General features: G+C 46.2%; 14 protein-coding genes and 1 riboswitch. Of the genes, 11 read left to right on the plus strand and 3 right to left on the minus strand.

Annotated features, from left to right (window positions below; all coding sequences use genetic code 11):
* Window positions 1-11: 11 nt before the first annotated feature.
* Window positions 12-1,367 carry a Trk system potassium transporter TrkA gene (gene trkA, locus DXC01_RS11765; RefSeq protein ID WP_022214918.1) on the minus strand — a complete coding sequence of 452 codons (1,356 nt, stop codon included), beginning with the start codon at window positions 1,365-1,367 and terminating at the stop codon, window positions 12-14.
* 187 nt (window positions 1,368-1,554) lie between these two features.
* Between trkA and DXC01_RS11770 the strand changes: the two genes are divergently transcribed.
* Together DXC01_RS11770 and DXC01_RS11775 are read left to right on the plus strand one after the other, a co-directional pair.
* Window positions 1,555-2,478: a mechanosensitive ion channel family protein gene (locus DXC01_RS11770; protein WP_022214919.1), complete on the plus strand. Its 924-nt coding sequence runs from the start codon at window positions 1,555-1,557 to the stop codon at window positions 2,476-2,478.
* 151 nt (window positions 2,479-2,629) lie between these two features.
* Complete coding sequence (locus tag DXC01_RS11775; RefSeq protein WP_022214920.1) at window positions 2,630-3,181, plus strand: biotin transporter BioY; 552 nt, start codon at window positions 2,630-2,632, stop codon at window positions 3,179-3,181.
* 72 nt (window positions 3,182-3,253) lie between these two features.
* Here the strand turns inward: DXC01_RS11775 and DXC01_RS11780 are convergent, their stop codons facing one another.
* Entirely contained in the window at window positions 3,254-4,441 is a 1,188-nt protein-coding gene (locus DXC01_RS11780; protein WP_022214921.1) for an MFS transporter, read from the minus strand.
* A 131-nt stretch (window positions 4,442-4,572) separates the two neighbouring features.
* Here DXC01_RS11780 and DXC01_RS11785 point away from each other — a divergent pair, with 131 nt between their 5' ends.
* The 9 genes from DXC01_RS11785 (at window position 4,573) to DXC01_RS11825 (ending at window position 11,850) form a co-directional block, all read left to right on the plus strand.
* Window positions 4,573-5,112, plus strand: a complete 540-nt coding sequence (locus DXC01_RS11785) for a flavin reductase family protein (protein WP_022214922.1) — start codon at window positions 4,573-4,575, stop codon at window positions 5,110-5,112.
* Between the two features lie 130 nt (window positions 5,113-5,242).
* Entirely contained in the window at window positions 5,243-5,578 is a 336-nt protein-coding gene (locus DXC01_RS20650; protein WP_227222101.1) for a spore coat associated protein CotJA, read from the plus strand.
* Entirely contained in the window at window positions 5,575-5,859 is a 285-nt protein-coding gene (locus tag DXC01_RS11795) for a spore coat protein CotJB (protein ID WP_118698970.1), read from the plus strand. The genes DXC01_RS20650 and DXC01_RS11795 overlap by 4 nt, the downstream gene beginning before the upstream one ends.
* A 3-nt stretch (window positions 5,860-5,862) precedes the next feature.
* Complete coding sequence (locus tag DXC01_RS11800; protein ID WP_022214924.1) at window positions 5,863-6,486, plus strand: manganese catalase family protein; 624 nt, start codon at window positions 5,863-5,865, stop codon at window positions 6,484-6,486.
* A gap of 357 nt (window positions 6,487-6,843) precedes the next feature.
* Window positions 6,844-7,347 carry an NUDIX hydrolase gene (locus DXC01_RS11805; protein ID WP_118698971.1) on the plus strand — a complete coding sequence of 168 codons (504 nt, stop codon included), beginning with the start codon at window positions 6,844-6,846 and terminating at the stop codon, window positions 7,345-7,347.
* Between the two features lie 9 nt (window positions 7,348-7,356).
* Window positions 7,357-8,649, plus strand: a complete 1,293-nt coding sequence (locus tag DXC01_RS11810; RefSeq protein WP_118698972.1) for a Na+/H+ antiporter NhaC family protein — start codon at window positions 7,357-7,359, stop codon at window positions 8,647-8,649.
* Window positions 8,650-8,654: 5 nt separating this feature from the next.
* Complete coding sequence (gene thiE / locus DXC01_RS11815) at window positions 8,655-9,305, plus strand: thiamine phosphate synthase (protein WP_118698973.1); 651 nt, start codon at window positions 8,655-8,657, stop codon at window positions 9,303-9,305.
* Window positions 9,306-9,359: 54 nt separating this feature from the next.
* Window positions 9,360-9,557, plus strand: a riboswitch (cobalamin riboswitch).
* 132 nt (window positions 9,558-9,689) lie between these two features.
* Entirely contained in the window at window positions 9,690-11,141 is a 1,452-nt protein-coding gene (locus DXC01_RS11820; protein WP_243111615.1) for a sirohydrochlorin cobaltochelatase, read from the plus strand.
* Window positions 11,142-11,232: 91 nt separating this feature from the next.
* Entirely contained in the window at window positions 11,233-11,850 is a 618-nt protein-coding gene (locus DXC01_RS11825) for a hypothetical protein (RefSeq protein ID WP_022214929.1), read from the plus strand.
* Between the two features lie 131 nt (window positions 11,851-11,981).
* Here the strand turns inward: DXC01_RS11825 and DXC01_RS11830 are convergent, their stop codons facing one another.
* Window positions 11,982-15,236: an Ig-like domain-containing protein gene (locus DXC01_RS11830; protein WP_158583633.1), complete on the minus strand. Its 3,255-nt coding sequence runs from the start codon at window positions 15,234-15,236 to the stop codon at window positions 11,982-11,984.
* Between the last annotated feature and the right edge of the window lie 194 nt (window positions 15,237-15,430).

Raw genomic sequence — 15,430 nt, forward strand, 5'->3', positions numbered from 1 at the left:
ACCACCCCGTTCTATGCAAGAATATCGCGGATGTCGCGAAGTCCCTTGCTGGTGGTTACGATGACAACATTATCCCCGATCTGAAGCGTATCCTGGCCTCGTGGAATACGGACAGTACCCTTGCGGGTAAGACAGCAGACCAGAAGATTGCTCTTGAGGTTCAGCTCGGCAAGCGGAATACCGACAACAGGAGAGTTGTCACGGATGATGAACTCCAGAGCCTCTGCCTGGTTGTCCAGGACGTGATACAGAGTCTCTACATTACTTCCGATCGTATTCTGCATGGCGCGGACATAACGGAGAATGGAATCCGAAGTGATATATTTCGGATAGATCACACTTCCGAGATCCAGGTCGTCAATAACATCCTTGTACGGCAGGCGGTTGACCTTGGCAACCAGCTTGGCGTTGGTAAGTTTCTTGGCAGAAAGTGACAGGAAGATGTTTTCCTCGTCCATATTGGTGAGGGTTACAAATGATTCGACAGTTGCAAGCCCCTCCTCCATAAGAAGAGAACGCTCAGTTCCGTCTCCGCAGATGATCGTTGCCTCCGGGAGCATGTCACTTAATTCCTCGCAGCGTTCCTTATCCTTCTCGATGATCTTGACATTGATCTTGAGATCGGACAAAGTTTTGGCAAGGTAATAAGAAATAGTACCTCCTCCGATGATCAGTGTATTTCTGACCTGATGGGTCTTGAGACCGATCTTCTTGAAGAAAGTAGCGGTATTCTTAGGGGCAGCGATAATGGAAACAAAATCTCCATTATGAACAAGATGATCACCACCTGGGATCGTCAGGGTATCTTTGCTCTCGATCGCGGCAAAAAGAATGTCGCAGCGGTATTTGTCTGTGATCTGAGAAACAGACATGCCATCCAGTCCAAATTCAGGCAGGACCTTGAATTTGAGAAGTTCTACACGGCCTTTGGAAAAAGGATCGATCTTGATCGCGGCCGGAAAACGGAGCAGACGGGAGATTTCCCGTGCAGCAGCCAGTTCAGGATTCATGATCATGGAAAGTCCCAGACGTTCCTTGATGAACCCGATCTCCTTGCTGTAGATCGGATTTCTTACACGCGCGATCGTCTGACAATGACCGGTCTTCTGTGCGATAAGGCAGCAGAGAAGGTTCAGTTCATCAGAAGCGGTGACAGCGATCAGGATATCGGCAGTCTGAACACCGGCCTCCATAAGAGTATTGATACTTGCGCCGTTTCCAACAATTCCCATAGCGTCGATATCTTCTGTGAGATCGTTGATAACATCGGCATCCATATCGATCAGAGTCAGGTCAGTTTCTTCTTCCTGAAGCTGTTCTGCAAGAGTGCGTCCAACTTTGCCGCACCCGACAATTATGATATGCATGATTTCCTCCAGTAATAAAAAATAATTATTATAAGCCAATCTATTATATCACTCTACATAAGGTTTTTAAATAGAGAAAATGTAAATTTCATGGTATACTGGCTGCAGAAGCCGCTGTGAACAGCAGCTTACAGAAGTTAATGAGAAAAATGTTATAGTATGGAAAAAAGAGAGGAAGTGACGGACAATGGATACACTGAGTGAAACCGCGGATAAAGTCGATCAGAGTCTCCAGAATATGGGGATTGACGGAACTTCCGTGAAGCAGAGCATCAGGGACTTTCTGAATTTCAAGGAATATCTGGCAGAGCAGCTGCCTGCATTTACCGGATTCTGTATCAAGGTAGTTCTGTCGATCATTGTATTTTTTGTAGGCCGCAAGATCATATGCTGGATCGTGAGCATTATGAGGCGTTCTATGGAGCGTGCCAATGTGGATGCTGGAGTTGTCCAGTTTATCTCATCGGCGGGCAAGGCTATTTTGTATACACTGTTGATCTTTAATATTGCGATCAGCCTGGGAGTCAAGGAATCTTCTGTTGCAGCACTTCTCGGAACTGCCGGTGTTACGGTAGGTCTTGCACTGCAGGGCGGTCTTGCGAACCTGGCAGGTGGTGTACTGCTTCTGATGTTCAAGCCTTTTGTTGTGGGGGATTATATCATTCAGGGCCAGGCAAATGGCTGTGAAGGTACTGTTTCCAAAATCGAGATCTGTTATACCACACTTTTGAGTATTGACAACAAGAAGATCGTAGTACCGAACGGAACTCTGTCAAACAGCACGATCATCAATGTGACAGCAAAAGAAAACCGTAAGCTTGAGATCAAAGTAGGAATCTCCTACGAAGCCGACATCCGCAAAGCAAAAAAAATTCTTGAGGATATCCTGAAGGCAGACCCGGACACCAAGAGCGACAATGCAGAGATGGTGGTTTTTGTAGATGAACTGGGAGAGAGTGCGGTCATCATGGGACTTCGTGTCTGGGTACCGACAGAAGCGTACTGGGCAACGAAGTGGAGACTGAACCAGCGGATCAAGGAAGAATTTGACGCAAACGGAATCGCGATCCCATACAACCAGCTGGAGGTTTACGTACATCCACGCAAATAGCTGTTTATGAGAAAACGTAAACTGGAAATAAATAATAGGTTGACAATCTGAACTTTCCTGTGGTAAAGTAATGCACAGAAATTACAGAAGCTGTGAAAACAGTTGTTTATCAGTTACTGTGAACAGTAACGTTTATCACGAGGAGGACAAGATGAGTACGGTGGCAGTTCAAAGAAGCAAAACATATGATATTGTTTACATTGCAGTGTTTGCAGTGATCATGGCAATCTGTTCCTGGATTTCCATTCCGGCAGCAGTACCGTTTACATTACAGACATTTGGTGTTTTTATCGCAGCAGGTGTTCTGGGAGGCAAGAGAGGAACTTTATCTGTTCTGGTATTTATCCTGCTCGGTGCAGTAGGAATCCCGGTATTCGCAAACTTTTCCGGTGGGATCGGAGTCCTGGCGGGACCTACAGGCGGATATATCATCGGATTTTTATTTTCCGCACTTGTGATGTGGGCGATGGAGAAACTTCCTGGTAAGAAATCCATTATGCAGATCGTGTCCATGGTCGTAGCACTGGTCGTATGCTATGCATTCGGAACCGCCTGGTTCATGGTAGTCTATGGCAAAGCAAACGGACCGGTAGGACTTGTAACAGCCCTTGGATGGTGTGTATTTCCGTTCATCATCCCGGATCTTATCAAGATCGCACTTGCCTATGTGCTTTCCCGAAAACTGCGTAAATACGTAGCATAAAAAATAAAACAAATACAGCCGGAGCGTATCGGATGATATGTTCCGGCTGTTTCATATATGGTAATGAAGCGTTTATTTGTTAAGAGGTGTACGTTCTGCAAAGATAAATACGATCACGGCACCGAAGAGTGCAGAGACTGTTGCGAACAGAAGCATGGAACTGACTCTCGCGAAGTCAATAAGCGCACCTCCGAGGAAGGAACCGATCACGCTTCCAAGTGTATAGGTCATCGTGAAATACGCCTGTCCTTTGATGGCATCTTCCGGTTCCATGATGGCGTTTACGTAGTAGACAGAAGCCGCAGTCAGAAGTCCCCAGCCGAGCATCTGGAAAACCTGAACTCCATAATACATGGAAATTCCGGGAGCAAGGAAAGTCCCCAGCGCCTTCAGCACAAAGAAGATCCCCGCGAAACGGACCAGGAGGTCACAGCGGATCTTTTTGATGATATATCCAAAGAGAAACAGCGTAGGAAGTTCGCACATTGCCGCGATCGCGGATGCAGTACCCATTTCTGCACTTCCTCCGCCTTTACCCTGTGCGATCTGGAAATTGAAGTTATTCAGGAGCACATGACTGAGGTAGATAAAAATACAGCCAATCAGTACCAGTGAAAAACGTCTGTATTTCCGGAAAAACAGAAGAGGGTTTGCCAGGCTTTTACTGTCGGATGATGTCTGGGCAGATTTCTGTGTCTTGACGAAAGGAAAGATGATCAGGCAGCCAAGTGACAGGACGGTGATGATCGTCACGGAAGCTGGGATGGAAAGCACGCCGGCTTTGACGGTGATGATCCCGAGCACATAGCAGATGACTGCATAGGCGACAGAGCCCATTCCACGCGCAAGTCCGAAGTTCAGCTTCTGACCCTGGTTGATGCTCTCCATACCGAGCGCGTTGATGAAAGGAGTCATAAGCTGCAGCAGTGCGATGCTGATCCCGTAGAGAAGTCCGGTCAGGATAAGCGTTCTGGAAAAAAACAGCCCGATTCCGAGAAGCAGCTGGATGACATAGAGAATCTGGATGATCTTTTTGAGGGATGGGCTGTCCGGGCGGTCTGCGTAACCCGCGAGCACAGGCTGCAAAAGTGCAGACATAATGCCGGCAACAGCGGCGATGATGCCGATCTGAGTATTGGAAAATCCCCCTCCCAAAAGGAAAAATCCGGAAAAACTCATGATCGCAGCGAAATACATCCAGTACAGAGCCTGGATACAGGAATAAGATCCCGTGAGGTTTTTGCTTTTGGCAGATGACATGATAAAATCTCCTTATGTATGAATAATTATTTCTATTATACAACAACAGAGAACAAAAAGCTTGCCAAAAAGCGGTCATTATTTTATGATTAATAGCAGAAAACAAAGACAGATCAGGAGGAATTCATATTATGAAGAAAAAAATAGACGTATATGAACATATGGGAGAAATCCTCAAAGGAGTGAAATCTGGTGTCCTGGTAACAGGCAAGGCAGATGACAGAGTAAACTCCATGACAATTTCCTGGGGAATGGTTGGTATCGAATGGGCGAAACCTGTATTCGTAACCTTCATCAGAGAAAGCCGCTTCACCAGAAGCCTCATCGAGAAAAACGGCGAATTCACCGTTAACATCCCGGTAGACGACAGCGCAAAGAAAATCCTTACATTCTGCGGCTCCAAATCAGGAAGAGATGTGGACAAAGCCAAAGAACTCGGTCTTACTTACGAAGAACCGGAAACCATTTCCGTACCTGGAATCAAGGAACTTCCGCTGACTCTGGAATGCAGAGTAGTCTACAAACAGACCCAGGACATCAGCGCAATGACCAAAGAAGACCAGGGAAAATTCTATCCACAGAATGTAGACAGCACATTTACCGGCTCCAACAGAGATACCCATGTGGCATATTATGGTGAGATCGTAAATGCATATATTATTGAAGAGTAAAGGTAATTACAACAGGGCATTTCCTCATATCAGAATGGGAAATGCCCTGTTTTGAGTTAAGGACTGAAAAGATGCACTTTTCTGTTGCCAGAACATAAAATATAAAGAGCTCTTCTGAAAGGTCTTGTTTATGGAAATCTATCAGACATCCCGGCCCTGTGGCCGCCCATATAATGCAACCTGCGGTATGGCACGTGAAATGATGGGAAACCAGCCATGTTCCTGCCGTCCATCACCGCGAAACTCGAGAACACCGTCCGCACCATGCCCATCCTGCCGCATGCCGTCTGCATCGTCCAGAGATCCTGAGATGTATACGCATATTGATGAAATGCAGATCGCGATGGCATATGTACCCTGTCAGAAATTTTCGACGACTTATGATCTTGGTTATGCTTTAAATGTTGGAACAGTTTTCCCTGATCTGTGCAAACCATTTTGCGGAAAGCGAGGTGGCAGACGATGATGTGTCCGAATCAGTGCACCCCAAAAGAAAAACTCCTTCAGCGGATCAATGAGGTCAGTTTTGCTGTCAACGACATTCTTCTCTATCTCGACACGCATCCATGCTGTCAGGAAGCACTTGCATTTTATCAGGAATGCGCCGCCGAGCGCAGGAAACTGATGAAAGAATACGCCCAGTGCTATGGACCTCTCACTGTCGATGATGCACTGGAGACAGACGGCAACACCTGGAAATGGATGGAACAGCCATTCCCATGGGAGCAGGAAGGAGGGTGCAGATAGTCTATGTGGAATTATGAAAAAAGATTGCAGTATCCGGTAAATATCAAGACTCCGAATGCAAAGATCGCACAGTATATCCTAAGCCAATATGGCGGTCCCGACGGGGAGGTCAGCGCATCTCTCCGTTATCTTTCCCAGCGATTTACGATGCCGAACCGTATGGCTGCCGCCGTCTTAAATGACATCGGTACGGAGGAACTCGCACACCTCGAAATGGTCTCTACCATCGTTCATCAGCTCACACGCGACCTCTCAATGGAAGAGATTGAAAAGAGCGGTTTCGGGCCGTACTATATTGACCATACAGTTGGTGTCTGGCCGCAGGCGGCGGGCGGTGTTCCGTTTAATGCGTGCGAATTCCAGAGTAAAGGTGATCCGATCACAGATCTGTTCGAAAACCTTGCTGCCGAACAGAAAGCCCGCTCGACTTACGATAACATTCTCCGCGTAGTACGTGACATTCCGGAGATTGCCGACCCGATTAAATTCCTGCGTGCAAGGGAGATCGTTCATTTCCAGCGGTTTGGGGAAGCTCTCCGAAGCATTCAGGAAGAACTGGATGCCAAGAATTTCTACGCATTTAACCCAAGTTTCGACAATCCATGTAAAGCCTCGTGTAAAAGTTGAATGAAATAAAAAGTGTCTGGCACATTGACACCAGGCTTAGAATGTAGTGAGAAATGGTGCTGGGCTTATAACTGGCGCCATTTTTCCTTAATAAAACATAGCATCTCACAAGTTATTCCAAGGCAAAATGTCTTCATAATAGAGTTTTGCCCCGGAAAATGAATAACCGGTTAAATCCGATGCCGATAAACTGCCTGAGCATTAAAAAGGAAGAACTGCCAGATTTTGAACCATGTTTTTCCAGGCTATAAATCTGAATTCCTTGTCATTTACACTTTACTCTGGTAAAATAAAACCGAAAAAAATCCCCGCCAGTAGAGGCAGGGACAAAAAAGACAGACAGGGAGAGAAAGATAAATGGAATACTGGGATATCTATGATGAAAATAAACAGCCGACAGGCCGCACAATGAAAAGAAACGACTGGTGTCTGAAAGACGGGGAGTATCATCTGACCGTGCTTGGCGTTGTTGCAAGACCGGACGGCACATTCCTGATCACTAAACGAGTTATGACAAAAGCCTGGGCTCCGGGCTGGTGGGAAGTTTCCGGCGGCGCGGCACAGGCAGGAGAGGACTCCTATGAGGCAGTGCTCCGTGAAGTAAAAGAAGAGACTGGTCTGGATGCGAGAAACGCAGAAGGAGGTTATCTTTTTACTTATAAGAGAGAAAATCCGGGCGAGGGCGACAACTATTTTGTAGACGTTTACCGTTTCGTCATGGACACTGACGAGAAAGACCTGACACTGCAGACAGAGGAGACAGACGGACATATGTTTGCAACTCTGGAACAGATCCAGGCATTTGCAGCAGAAGGTAAATTCCTCCATTACGACAGCATCCGCAAAGCCTTTGAGATGTAGGAGGCTGCCATGGAATTTGCAGTATTAGGGCTGTTTTGCGGCATCCTTATTCTGTGTATTGTATGTAATGTTTCTATTATATATGCATTACTGGCAGGCTTCGTGATCTTTGGCTGTTATGCAAAGAAAAAAGGCTTTTCGGTAAAAGAGATCCTGCATATGGCGGGCGAGGGAATCTGGAAAGTCAGAAACATCCTGATCACCTTTATGCTGATCGGAATGCTGACCGCACTCTGGAGACAGGCAGGAACGATCCCGGCGATCATCTGCTATACGATCCATTTTATAAAACCATCGGTTTTTCTTCTGATGGTATTTCTTTTGAACTCGCTGGTTTCGGTGCTGACCGGAACTTCGTTCGGGACGGCGGCAACAGTAGGCGTTGTCTGTGCGACGATGGGATCTGTCCTTTCGGTATCTCCGTGGCTCTGCGGTGGCGCGATCCTTTCGGGAATCTTTTTTGGTGACCGCTGTTCACCGGTCTCGACCAGCGCCCTTCTTGTGTCAGAACTGACAGAGACCAGCATTTATAGAAACATCCGAAATATGGTCCGCAGTGCGCTGATTCCCTTTGTACTGGTCTGCATCTTGTATACAATGGTCGGAATGAGGACTTCCCATACACAGGAACTGCCGGATCTTACCGGAGTTTTTCATCAGGAATTTCGGATCGTCTGGTGGATATTTCTGCCGGCACTGGTGATTCTGACCCTGTCCGTGGCGCAGCTCGGAGTCAAAATTTCCATGCTTGCAAGCATTGCCGTGGCACTTGTCTTATGCGTTTGGATACAGGGGATGCCGCTTATGGAACTCCCGCACATCCTTATCTTTGGCTTTCACAGCGAAAATGCAGAGATTGCTTCCATGCTGGATGGAGGAGGGATCGTTTCCATGCTGAGAGTCGGTGCGATCGTGTGTCTTTCCTCATCCTATTCGGGGATTTTTGAGAAGACAGGGATCCTCGACGGGATCCAGACAACAGTAGAGTCTCTGGCACAGAAAACATTTCCGTTTCTTGCGATCCTGCTCACATCAGCAGCAGCCAGCGCGATCGCCTGCAACCAGACACTTGCGATCATGCTGACACAGCAGCTCTGCGCCAGAACAGAACGAGACAAAGAGCGGTTTGCGAATGACCTGGAGGACAGTGTCGTGATCCTTGCACCAATGATCCCATGGTCGATCGCGGGGGCGGTTCCGCTTACAGCAGTCGGTGCACCGCAGAGCAGTATTTTATTCGCGTTTTTCCTGTATCTGCTGCCGCTTTGCAGGGTATTGGATGGAATTCGGAAGAAAGGATAAGAAAGATGAAATTTACAAGAGAACAGATAGCAAAAGCGCTGAAACTTTATGTCATTACGGACCGAAGCTGGCTGAAAGAAGACGAAACACTTCTTTCTGTCTGCGAAAAGGTAATCCAGAACGGGGCAACCTTCCTTCAGCTCCGAGAAAAAGAACTGGGTGCAGAGGAGACAAGAAAAGAAGCCATAGAACTTCAGAAACTCTGCCACAGATACAATATCCCCTTTGTGGTGAATGACAGTGTGGAAATCGCGCTGGAAATGGACGCGGACGGTGTACATGTCGGTCAGTCAGACATTAAGGAAAGAGACATCCGTGCTATGATAGGACCGGACAAAATCCTCGGGATGACAGCCAAGACTGTTGAACAGGCGATCGCAGCCGAAAAAGCCGGAGCAGATTACATCGGAACAGGGGCGGTTTTTGGCAGCACAACAAAGAAAGATGCCAAATATCTTTCCATGGAAGACCTGAAGAAGATCGCAGCCTCTGTCAGTATTCCGGTCGTGGCGATCGGCGGGATCAACAGCGAAAATGTCTCACAGCTTGAGGGCAGCGGAGTCAACGGTGCAGCCGTGATCTCGGGGATCTTTGCAGCGGAAGATCCGGCAGCAAAAACAGCACAGATGAGCAGGCTGACCGATATATTTTGTTAAAAATAGCCCAAATGTATTGTAATTTGTCAAAAAATATGATACTGTATAGAAAATTGAATAAAGAAGATAACAGGTGCCGAGGGCATTGTTCATGAGGTTAAAAGGGAAACAGGTGAGAAACCTGTACGATCTCGTCACTGTAAGCACGGAGTACGGTTCTGTATGCATTAAGCATGATCACTGGGAAACTGGGAAGATAGAACCATATGTTGAGCGGCAAGTCAGGAAACCTGCCTGTTGTCTGGTACGGGAATATGGATTCCAGATCACGAGTAATTGGTCGTACCGTTTTTTGATAGACCACTTACCCCTTTTTTGAGGGCTTTTTTTGTGTGCAGGATTCTGTTCAGTTTTCGTACTGTAATGTCAAAGGAGGACAAAAACATGAAAAACAAAACTGTAAAAGCACTTGCAATACTGTTAGCGATCACAACTGTATCTATGATGGGTACAGCAGGAGTTATGGCTTCTGACAACACAGCAGAGGACACTGCAACAGAGGCAGCAGCAGATGACGCAGATGACGCAGATGACGCAGAAGCAGCAGATGACGTTGCACTACTGAGCGACAAGACAGAGGACACTGCAACAGAGGCAGCAGCAGATGACGCAGAAGCTGCAGACGATACAGCAGAGGCATCTGATGATGACCAGGCAGCAGCAGACAACGTTGCAGCACTGATCGACAAGATCTACGTTCAGGAAAGAAACGACACAACAGATGAGGACTGTAAGGCAGCCAAAGAAGCATGGGATGCTCTGACAGACGCACAGAAAGAACTGGTAGAAGGTGAAGAAGCAAGCCCGGAATATTTCGGACGTGACACAGGCGATGCTTCCAAGGATGACCCACGCAACCAGGATGAGATCGGTGAGAACGAACTTCTTGTTGTAAGCTTTGGTACTTCCTTCAACGACAGCCGTGCACAGGATATCAAAGGAATCGAAGATGCTCTGGCAGCAGCTTATCCGGACTGGTCCGTAAGACGTGCTTTCACAGCACAGATCATCATCAACCATGTAGAGGCAAGAGATGATGAAGCAATCGACAACATGGATCAGGCTCTTGACCGTGCAGTAGCAAACGGAGTTAAGAACCTTGTTGTTCAGCCTACACATCTGATGCATGGTGCTGAGTACGATGAGATGGTAGAAGTAATCGACAACTACAAAGACAAATTCGAATCTGTAGCAATCGCAGAGCCAATGCTTGGTGAAGTTGGTGATGACGCTACTGTGATCAACGACGACAAGAAAGCAGTTGCACAGGCTATCACAGATGAAGCTTGCAAGGTAGCAGGATATGACAGCATGGAAGCAGCCGCAGAAGACGGAACAGCATTTGTATTCATGGGACATGGTACTTCTCATACAGCAAACGTAACATACGATCAGATGCAGACACAGATGGGAGACCTTGGATTCACAAACGCTTTCATCGGAACTGTTGAAGGTGAGCCGGAAGACACCGCATGCGAAGAAGTTATCGCTAAGGTTAAAGATGCAGGCTTCAAGAAAGTTGTTCTTCGTCCGCTTATGGTTGTAGCTGGTGACCATGCAAACAACGATATGGCTGGTGATGATGAAGATTCCTGGAAGAGCCAGTTCGAGGCATCCGGAGCATTTGACAGTGTTGACTGCCAGATCGAAGGTCTTGGAAGAGTCGCAGCAGTTGAGGATCTGTATGTAGCACATACAAAAGATGCTATCGATTCTCTGGGAACAGCTGATGATGCAGCAGAAGTAACAGATGACACAGAAGAAGCTTCTGATGATGCAGCAGCAGAGGAAACAACAGACGATGCAGCTGATACTACAGAAGAAGCAGCAGAATAATAAAGAAACAGTTTTTATGTAAGATAACGGGGCTGCCCGGGAGGATCTAGGTCTTTCCGGGCATTTCCTGTAAAAGCAGGAGGAAAATATTATGAAACGTTCAGTGGCAATGATGGCATGCGTATTAAGCGGAGCACTTATGCTTGGAAGCTTTACGCCGGTTCTGGCAGAAACAGAAGTCAAGTCAGTTTCTACAGCAACAGCAGATGCCAAGAAGGATGATGCCAAGGCTGATACAACCGATAAGAAGGACGATGCAAAGGATGCAGTTCTGGAAGATGGCACCTACAGTGCTGAGTTTGACACAGACAGCGGAATGTTCCATGTAAACGAAGCAAACGATGGCAAGGGAGTCCTGACAGTCAAAGACGGTAAGATGACACTTCATGTAAGTCTGGCTTCCAAAAATATCGTAAATCTGTTTGTGGGAACAGCAGAGGATGCACAGAAAGATGGTGCAGAACTTCTCCAGCCGACAACAGATACTGTTACATACAGCGATGGAATGTCAGAAGAAGTTTATGGTTTTGATATTCCGGTTGAAGCTATTGACGAAGAATTTGACCTTGCCCTGATCGGAAAGAAAAACAAATGGTACGACCATAAGGTAAAAGTCACCAATCCTCAGAAAGAATCTGATGAGACAGCAGCAACAGAAGAGACGAAGGACACTTCAACAGACGATACAAAAGAAGCGTCAGAGAAATAAAATTGTCTTTGGACAAAACGATAACCAAATATGCAGTACAATAAAAATATCCTGTACGGATCCAGTGTCATAACTGAACCCGCCAGGATATTTTTTTATGTAGTAATATCGATCAGTGAAACTGAGGGATATTATTTGATGCGGATCTTGAATGTTGCTTTCTTTCCAGATCCGTCTGTTGCTTTGGCAGTGATGGTAACTGTACCTTTTTTGCCTTTGATGGTTTTGACTTTACCGTATTTGTCAACGGTAGCAAGTTTTGTATTGCTGGAAGACCATGCAAGTGATCTGTTTGCGCTTCCGCCCTGAGAAGTAACGGCTGCGGTTACTTTTGTGGACTGACCGTTGGTAACGGTAGTTTTTCCGGAAAGCCTGATGCTCTTTACAGAACCTTTCATGCAGGCAAGGGTGATTCTTGCATATTTCTTGCTGCCATCTTTTGCAGTAGCTGTGATGGTGACTTTTTTGCCGCCTGCATTTTTGTTGAAGGTTACAATACCGGTAGAGCTGACAGTTGCGATTCTGGTATTGCTGGATTTCCAGGTTACTGCTTTGTTTGTTGCATTGGAAGGAGTGATTGTAGCTCTGAGCTGTACTCTTTTGCCTGCTGTGATGTAGCGGGAAGGAGCAGCTGCAAGTTTGATGCTGGTTACTTTGTAAACTGGGTTGGCAACAGTAACTTTGCATGTTGCTTTTACTTTTCCTGCCGTAGCGGTGATCACAGCAGTACCTGCTTTCACTGCTTTTACAGTACCGTTAGCGGATACAGTTGCAACTTTGGTATTGCTGGATTTCCATACAACTTTGTCTGTTGTATTGGAAGGTGCAACAGTGGCCTTTAATGTAAAGGACTTACCGGTAGTGATTTTTTTGCTTGTAGCATTCAGCGTAACTTTGGCAGCGGCTACAGGTTTCTTAACCAGTGCTTTTACAGCTGCTGTAATATCAGAAGCCATCTTGTCAACATCGGCCTGCTGGTATACGGTACAGTTTTTGTTAACTGCGTCTACAGCAGCTCTTACAGCAGCAACCGTTTCGTCAGTGTAGATGGAGAGATCCTTTGGAACAGCAGCCAGAGCCGCATCTACAGCGGTGTAATCAGCAGCAGCAACCGGTGTAATGGTAAGTGTGCCATTTGTCTTGCTTACATTGAAGACACGCTCATACCAGGTACCATTTTTTACAGAATGGAAAGAGAAGATTACTTCTTTGTCAAGATAATCTGTAGTAGCTGCTCCACCCATAGCGTTTGCCTTCATATCGAAAGAAACTTTGCGGTCTGTGATGTCAGCCGTTGTTTCAGCTTTTGCTGCATCTTTGGCAAAACCGATAAATACTTTGTCAAAGCTGTCGCTGCCCATGGTCAGGTGAAGGATTTCCTTATAATTGTTAGAATTTGGTCCGCCGATGGTTTCAAGAGAAGCAGCGGCAACGTTGAACATCTTAACGCTGTTGTCAACGGTCAGATCTTTTGTATGATCGTAATCACCGGTAACTAAAGTAGCAGCGTCTTGATCGATCACAGCCTGGCGAGGATAGAAAGCTCTTTCCAGAGAGTTCTTGCCTTCTTCATATTTGGTAAGGTAGCTGTTGGAGATAGCTACGATCGGAAGGTATGTCTCGCCTTCTGCTACAGGGACAGTAAATTGCCATTTACCGTTAACTTCTTCACCGGCGATCCAGTTGTCTCTGTTATCACCATTTGCAACAGCTTCTTCATAAGTACCTTTGTACAGATAATGATAACCTGTTCCGTGAAGGGTAAGGATGAGATTGCCGTCTCTGAGAATAGCTTTTTCAACGTTAAACATTAATGTTTCGTTTGTAACAGTGAGAAGTCCTCTTTCAACCAGAGCGTTGACCGCATCGGTGATAGCGGTGGCCAGTTTGTCAACGTCATCCTGTGTTGCAGCTTTGTATGTACCGCTAAGTGCTTTCACGGCAGAAGTAACAGCATTGGCTGTTTCGTCTGTATAGATGGAGAGGTCTTCAGGAACAGTTGCCAGAGCAGCATCTACAGAAGAATAATCCAGGGCAGCCTGTTTGTTCATGCCGGAAGCATCAACATCGTTCTTGTCAGTATCTGCCATGGAGGTGGTGTCAAAAGTGATGGTCTGGACATTGCTCCATTTTGAGCCTTTGTTGACGTTTGTGGTCTTACTGAAGCTTGCATAAACAGTATCACTGAGGCTTGCAACAGGAATGGTATAATAGTAGGAAGAATCCGCAACATACCAGTCAATCTTGTGCTGAGTAGCAGCAGCTATGTCGTCTGCCGTTGTACCATTTACGAGAGCCATGTAGTTTCTGTTCTCGCTTGCCTGATGCATTTTTACGAGATAAGTGCCGTCGTCCTGCTTGGTAACGATAGCATCATCCATGGCATACATGCCGGAAGCAACACCTTCACTGTTGGTAACAGAAACTTTGATGGAATGAGTCTTGGCTTCTTCTACAGCTTTTTTGACCAGAGCATTGACCGCATCGGTGATGGCCTGTGCCATCTTGTCAACATCAGCCTGCTGTGCCATAGTATAATCTCTTTTAACTGCTGCAACGGCAGCTCTTACAGCATCAGCTGTTTCATCAGTGTAGATGGAGAGGTCTTCCGGAACAGTGGCCAGAGCTGCATCTACAGATGTGTAATCAGCAGGACCGTTTGTAGCCGGAAGTTTGTTGATATCGGATGCAACTGCATCTCTTTCTTCGGTTTCTGCCATGGAACTGACATCAAAGGTGATTGTCTGAACATTTCCCCAGGCTTTGCCTGCATTTACATTTTTGGTATAGCTGAAACTTGCATAGAGGGGATCTGTCAGACTGGCAACAGGAATGGTATACCAGTAGCCGTCGTCTCCACCAGCAACATACCAGTCAACCTCATGATTGGTTGCTTTGTTTTTATCATCTGTGAGAGCCATGTAGTTTCTGTTTACGCTTGTCTGGTGCATTCTTACCAGATAAGTGCCATCGTCCTGTCTGGTGACAACAGCACTGTCCATAGCGTACATGCCGGAAGCAACCCCTGAACTGTTGATAACAGAAACTTTGATAGAATGAGTTCTGGCTTCTGAGACATCCTGTTCAGATGTCTCACCAGATGTAAATACATCTGCTTCATCCGCACTGAAGGTAGATGTATCTGCTGTAAATTCATCAGTTGTCAGGTCAGAATCCTCTGTCGTAATGTCGGCCGCTAAAACAGAATCCTCTGTGGAAGTGGAAACTTCTTCTGAATCAGAAATTTCTTCTTCGGGTACTACGTCAATTTCTTCGACTGCTGCAAAATCCAGATCCTCCGCAAGAACTGAGACTGAAGCTGCCGGAGTAACTGCCAGTGATGCACTGAGAAACAATGCTGTCAGAATTTTACTTCTTTGTTTCATTTTCATAATCTCCTTATTATTGAATAAAATTGAGGCATCATGAAGGATGCCCTGTGCAACTGGAATGTCCCGCGAATTACATTCTGTTATTAATCATATCACTTCTTGTTAAAAATAACAAATGCTAACAAGAAAAAAACACTGCTTTTTCTGTGCATATTGGCACATTTTTGGCAGTACAAATCAGGCTCAGA

This window comes from Blautia sp. OM07-19, from assembly GCF_003481595.1.
Taxonomy (GTDB): domain Bacteria; phylum Bacillota; class Clostridia; order Lachnospirales; family Lachnospiraceae; genus Blautia_A; species Blautia_A intestinihominis.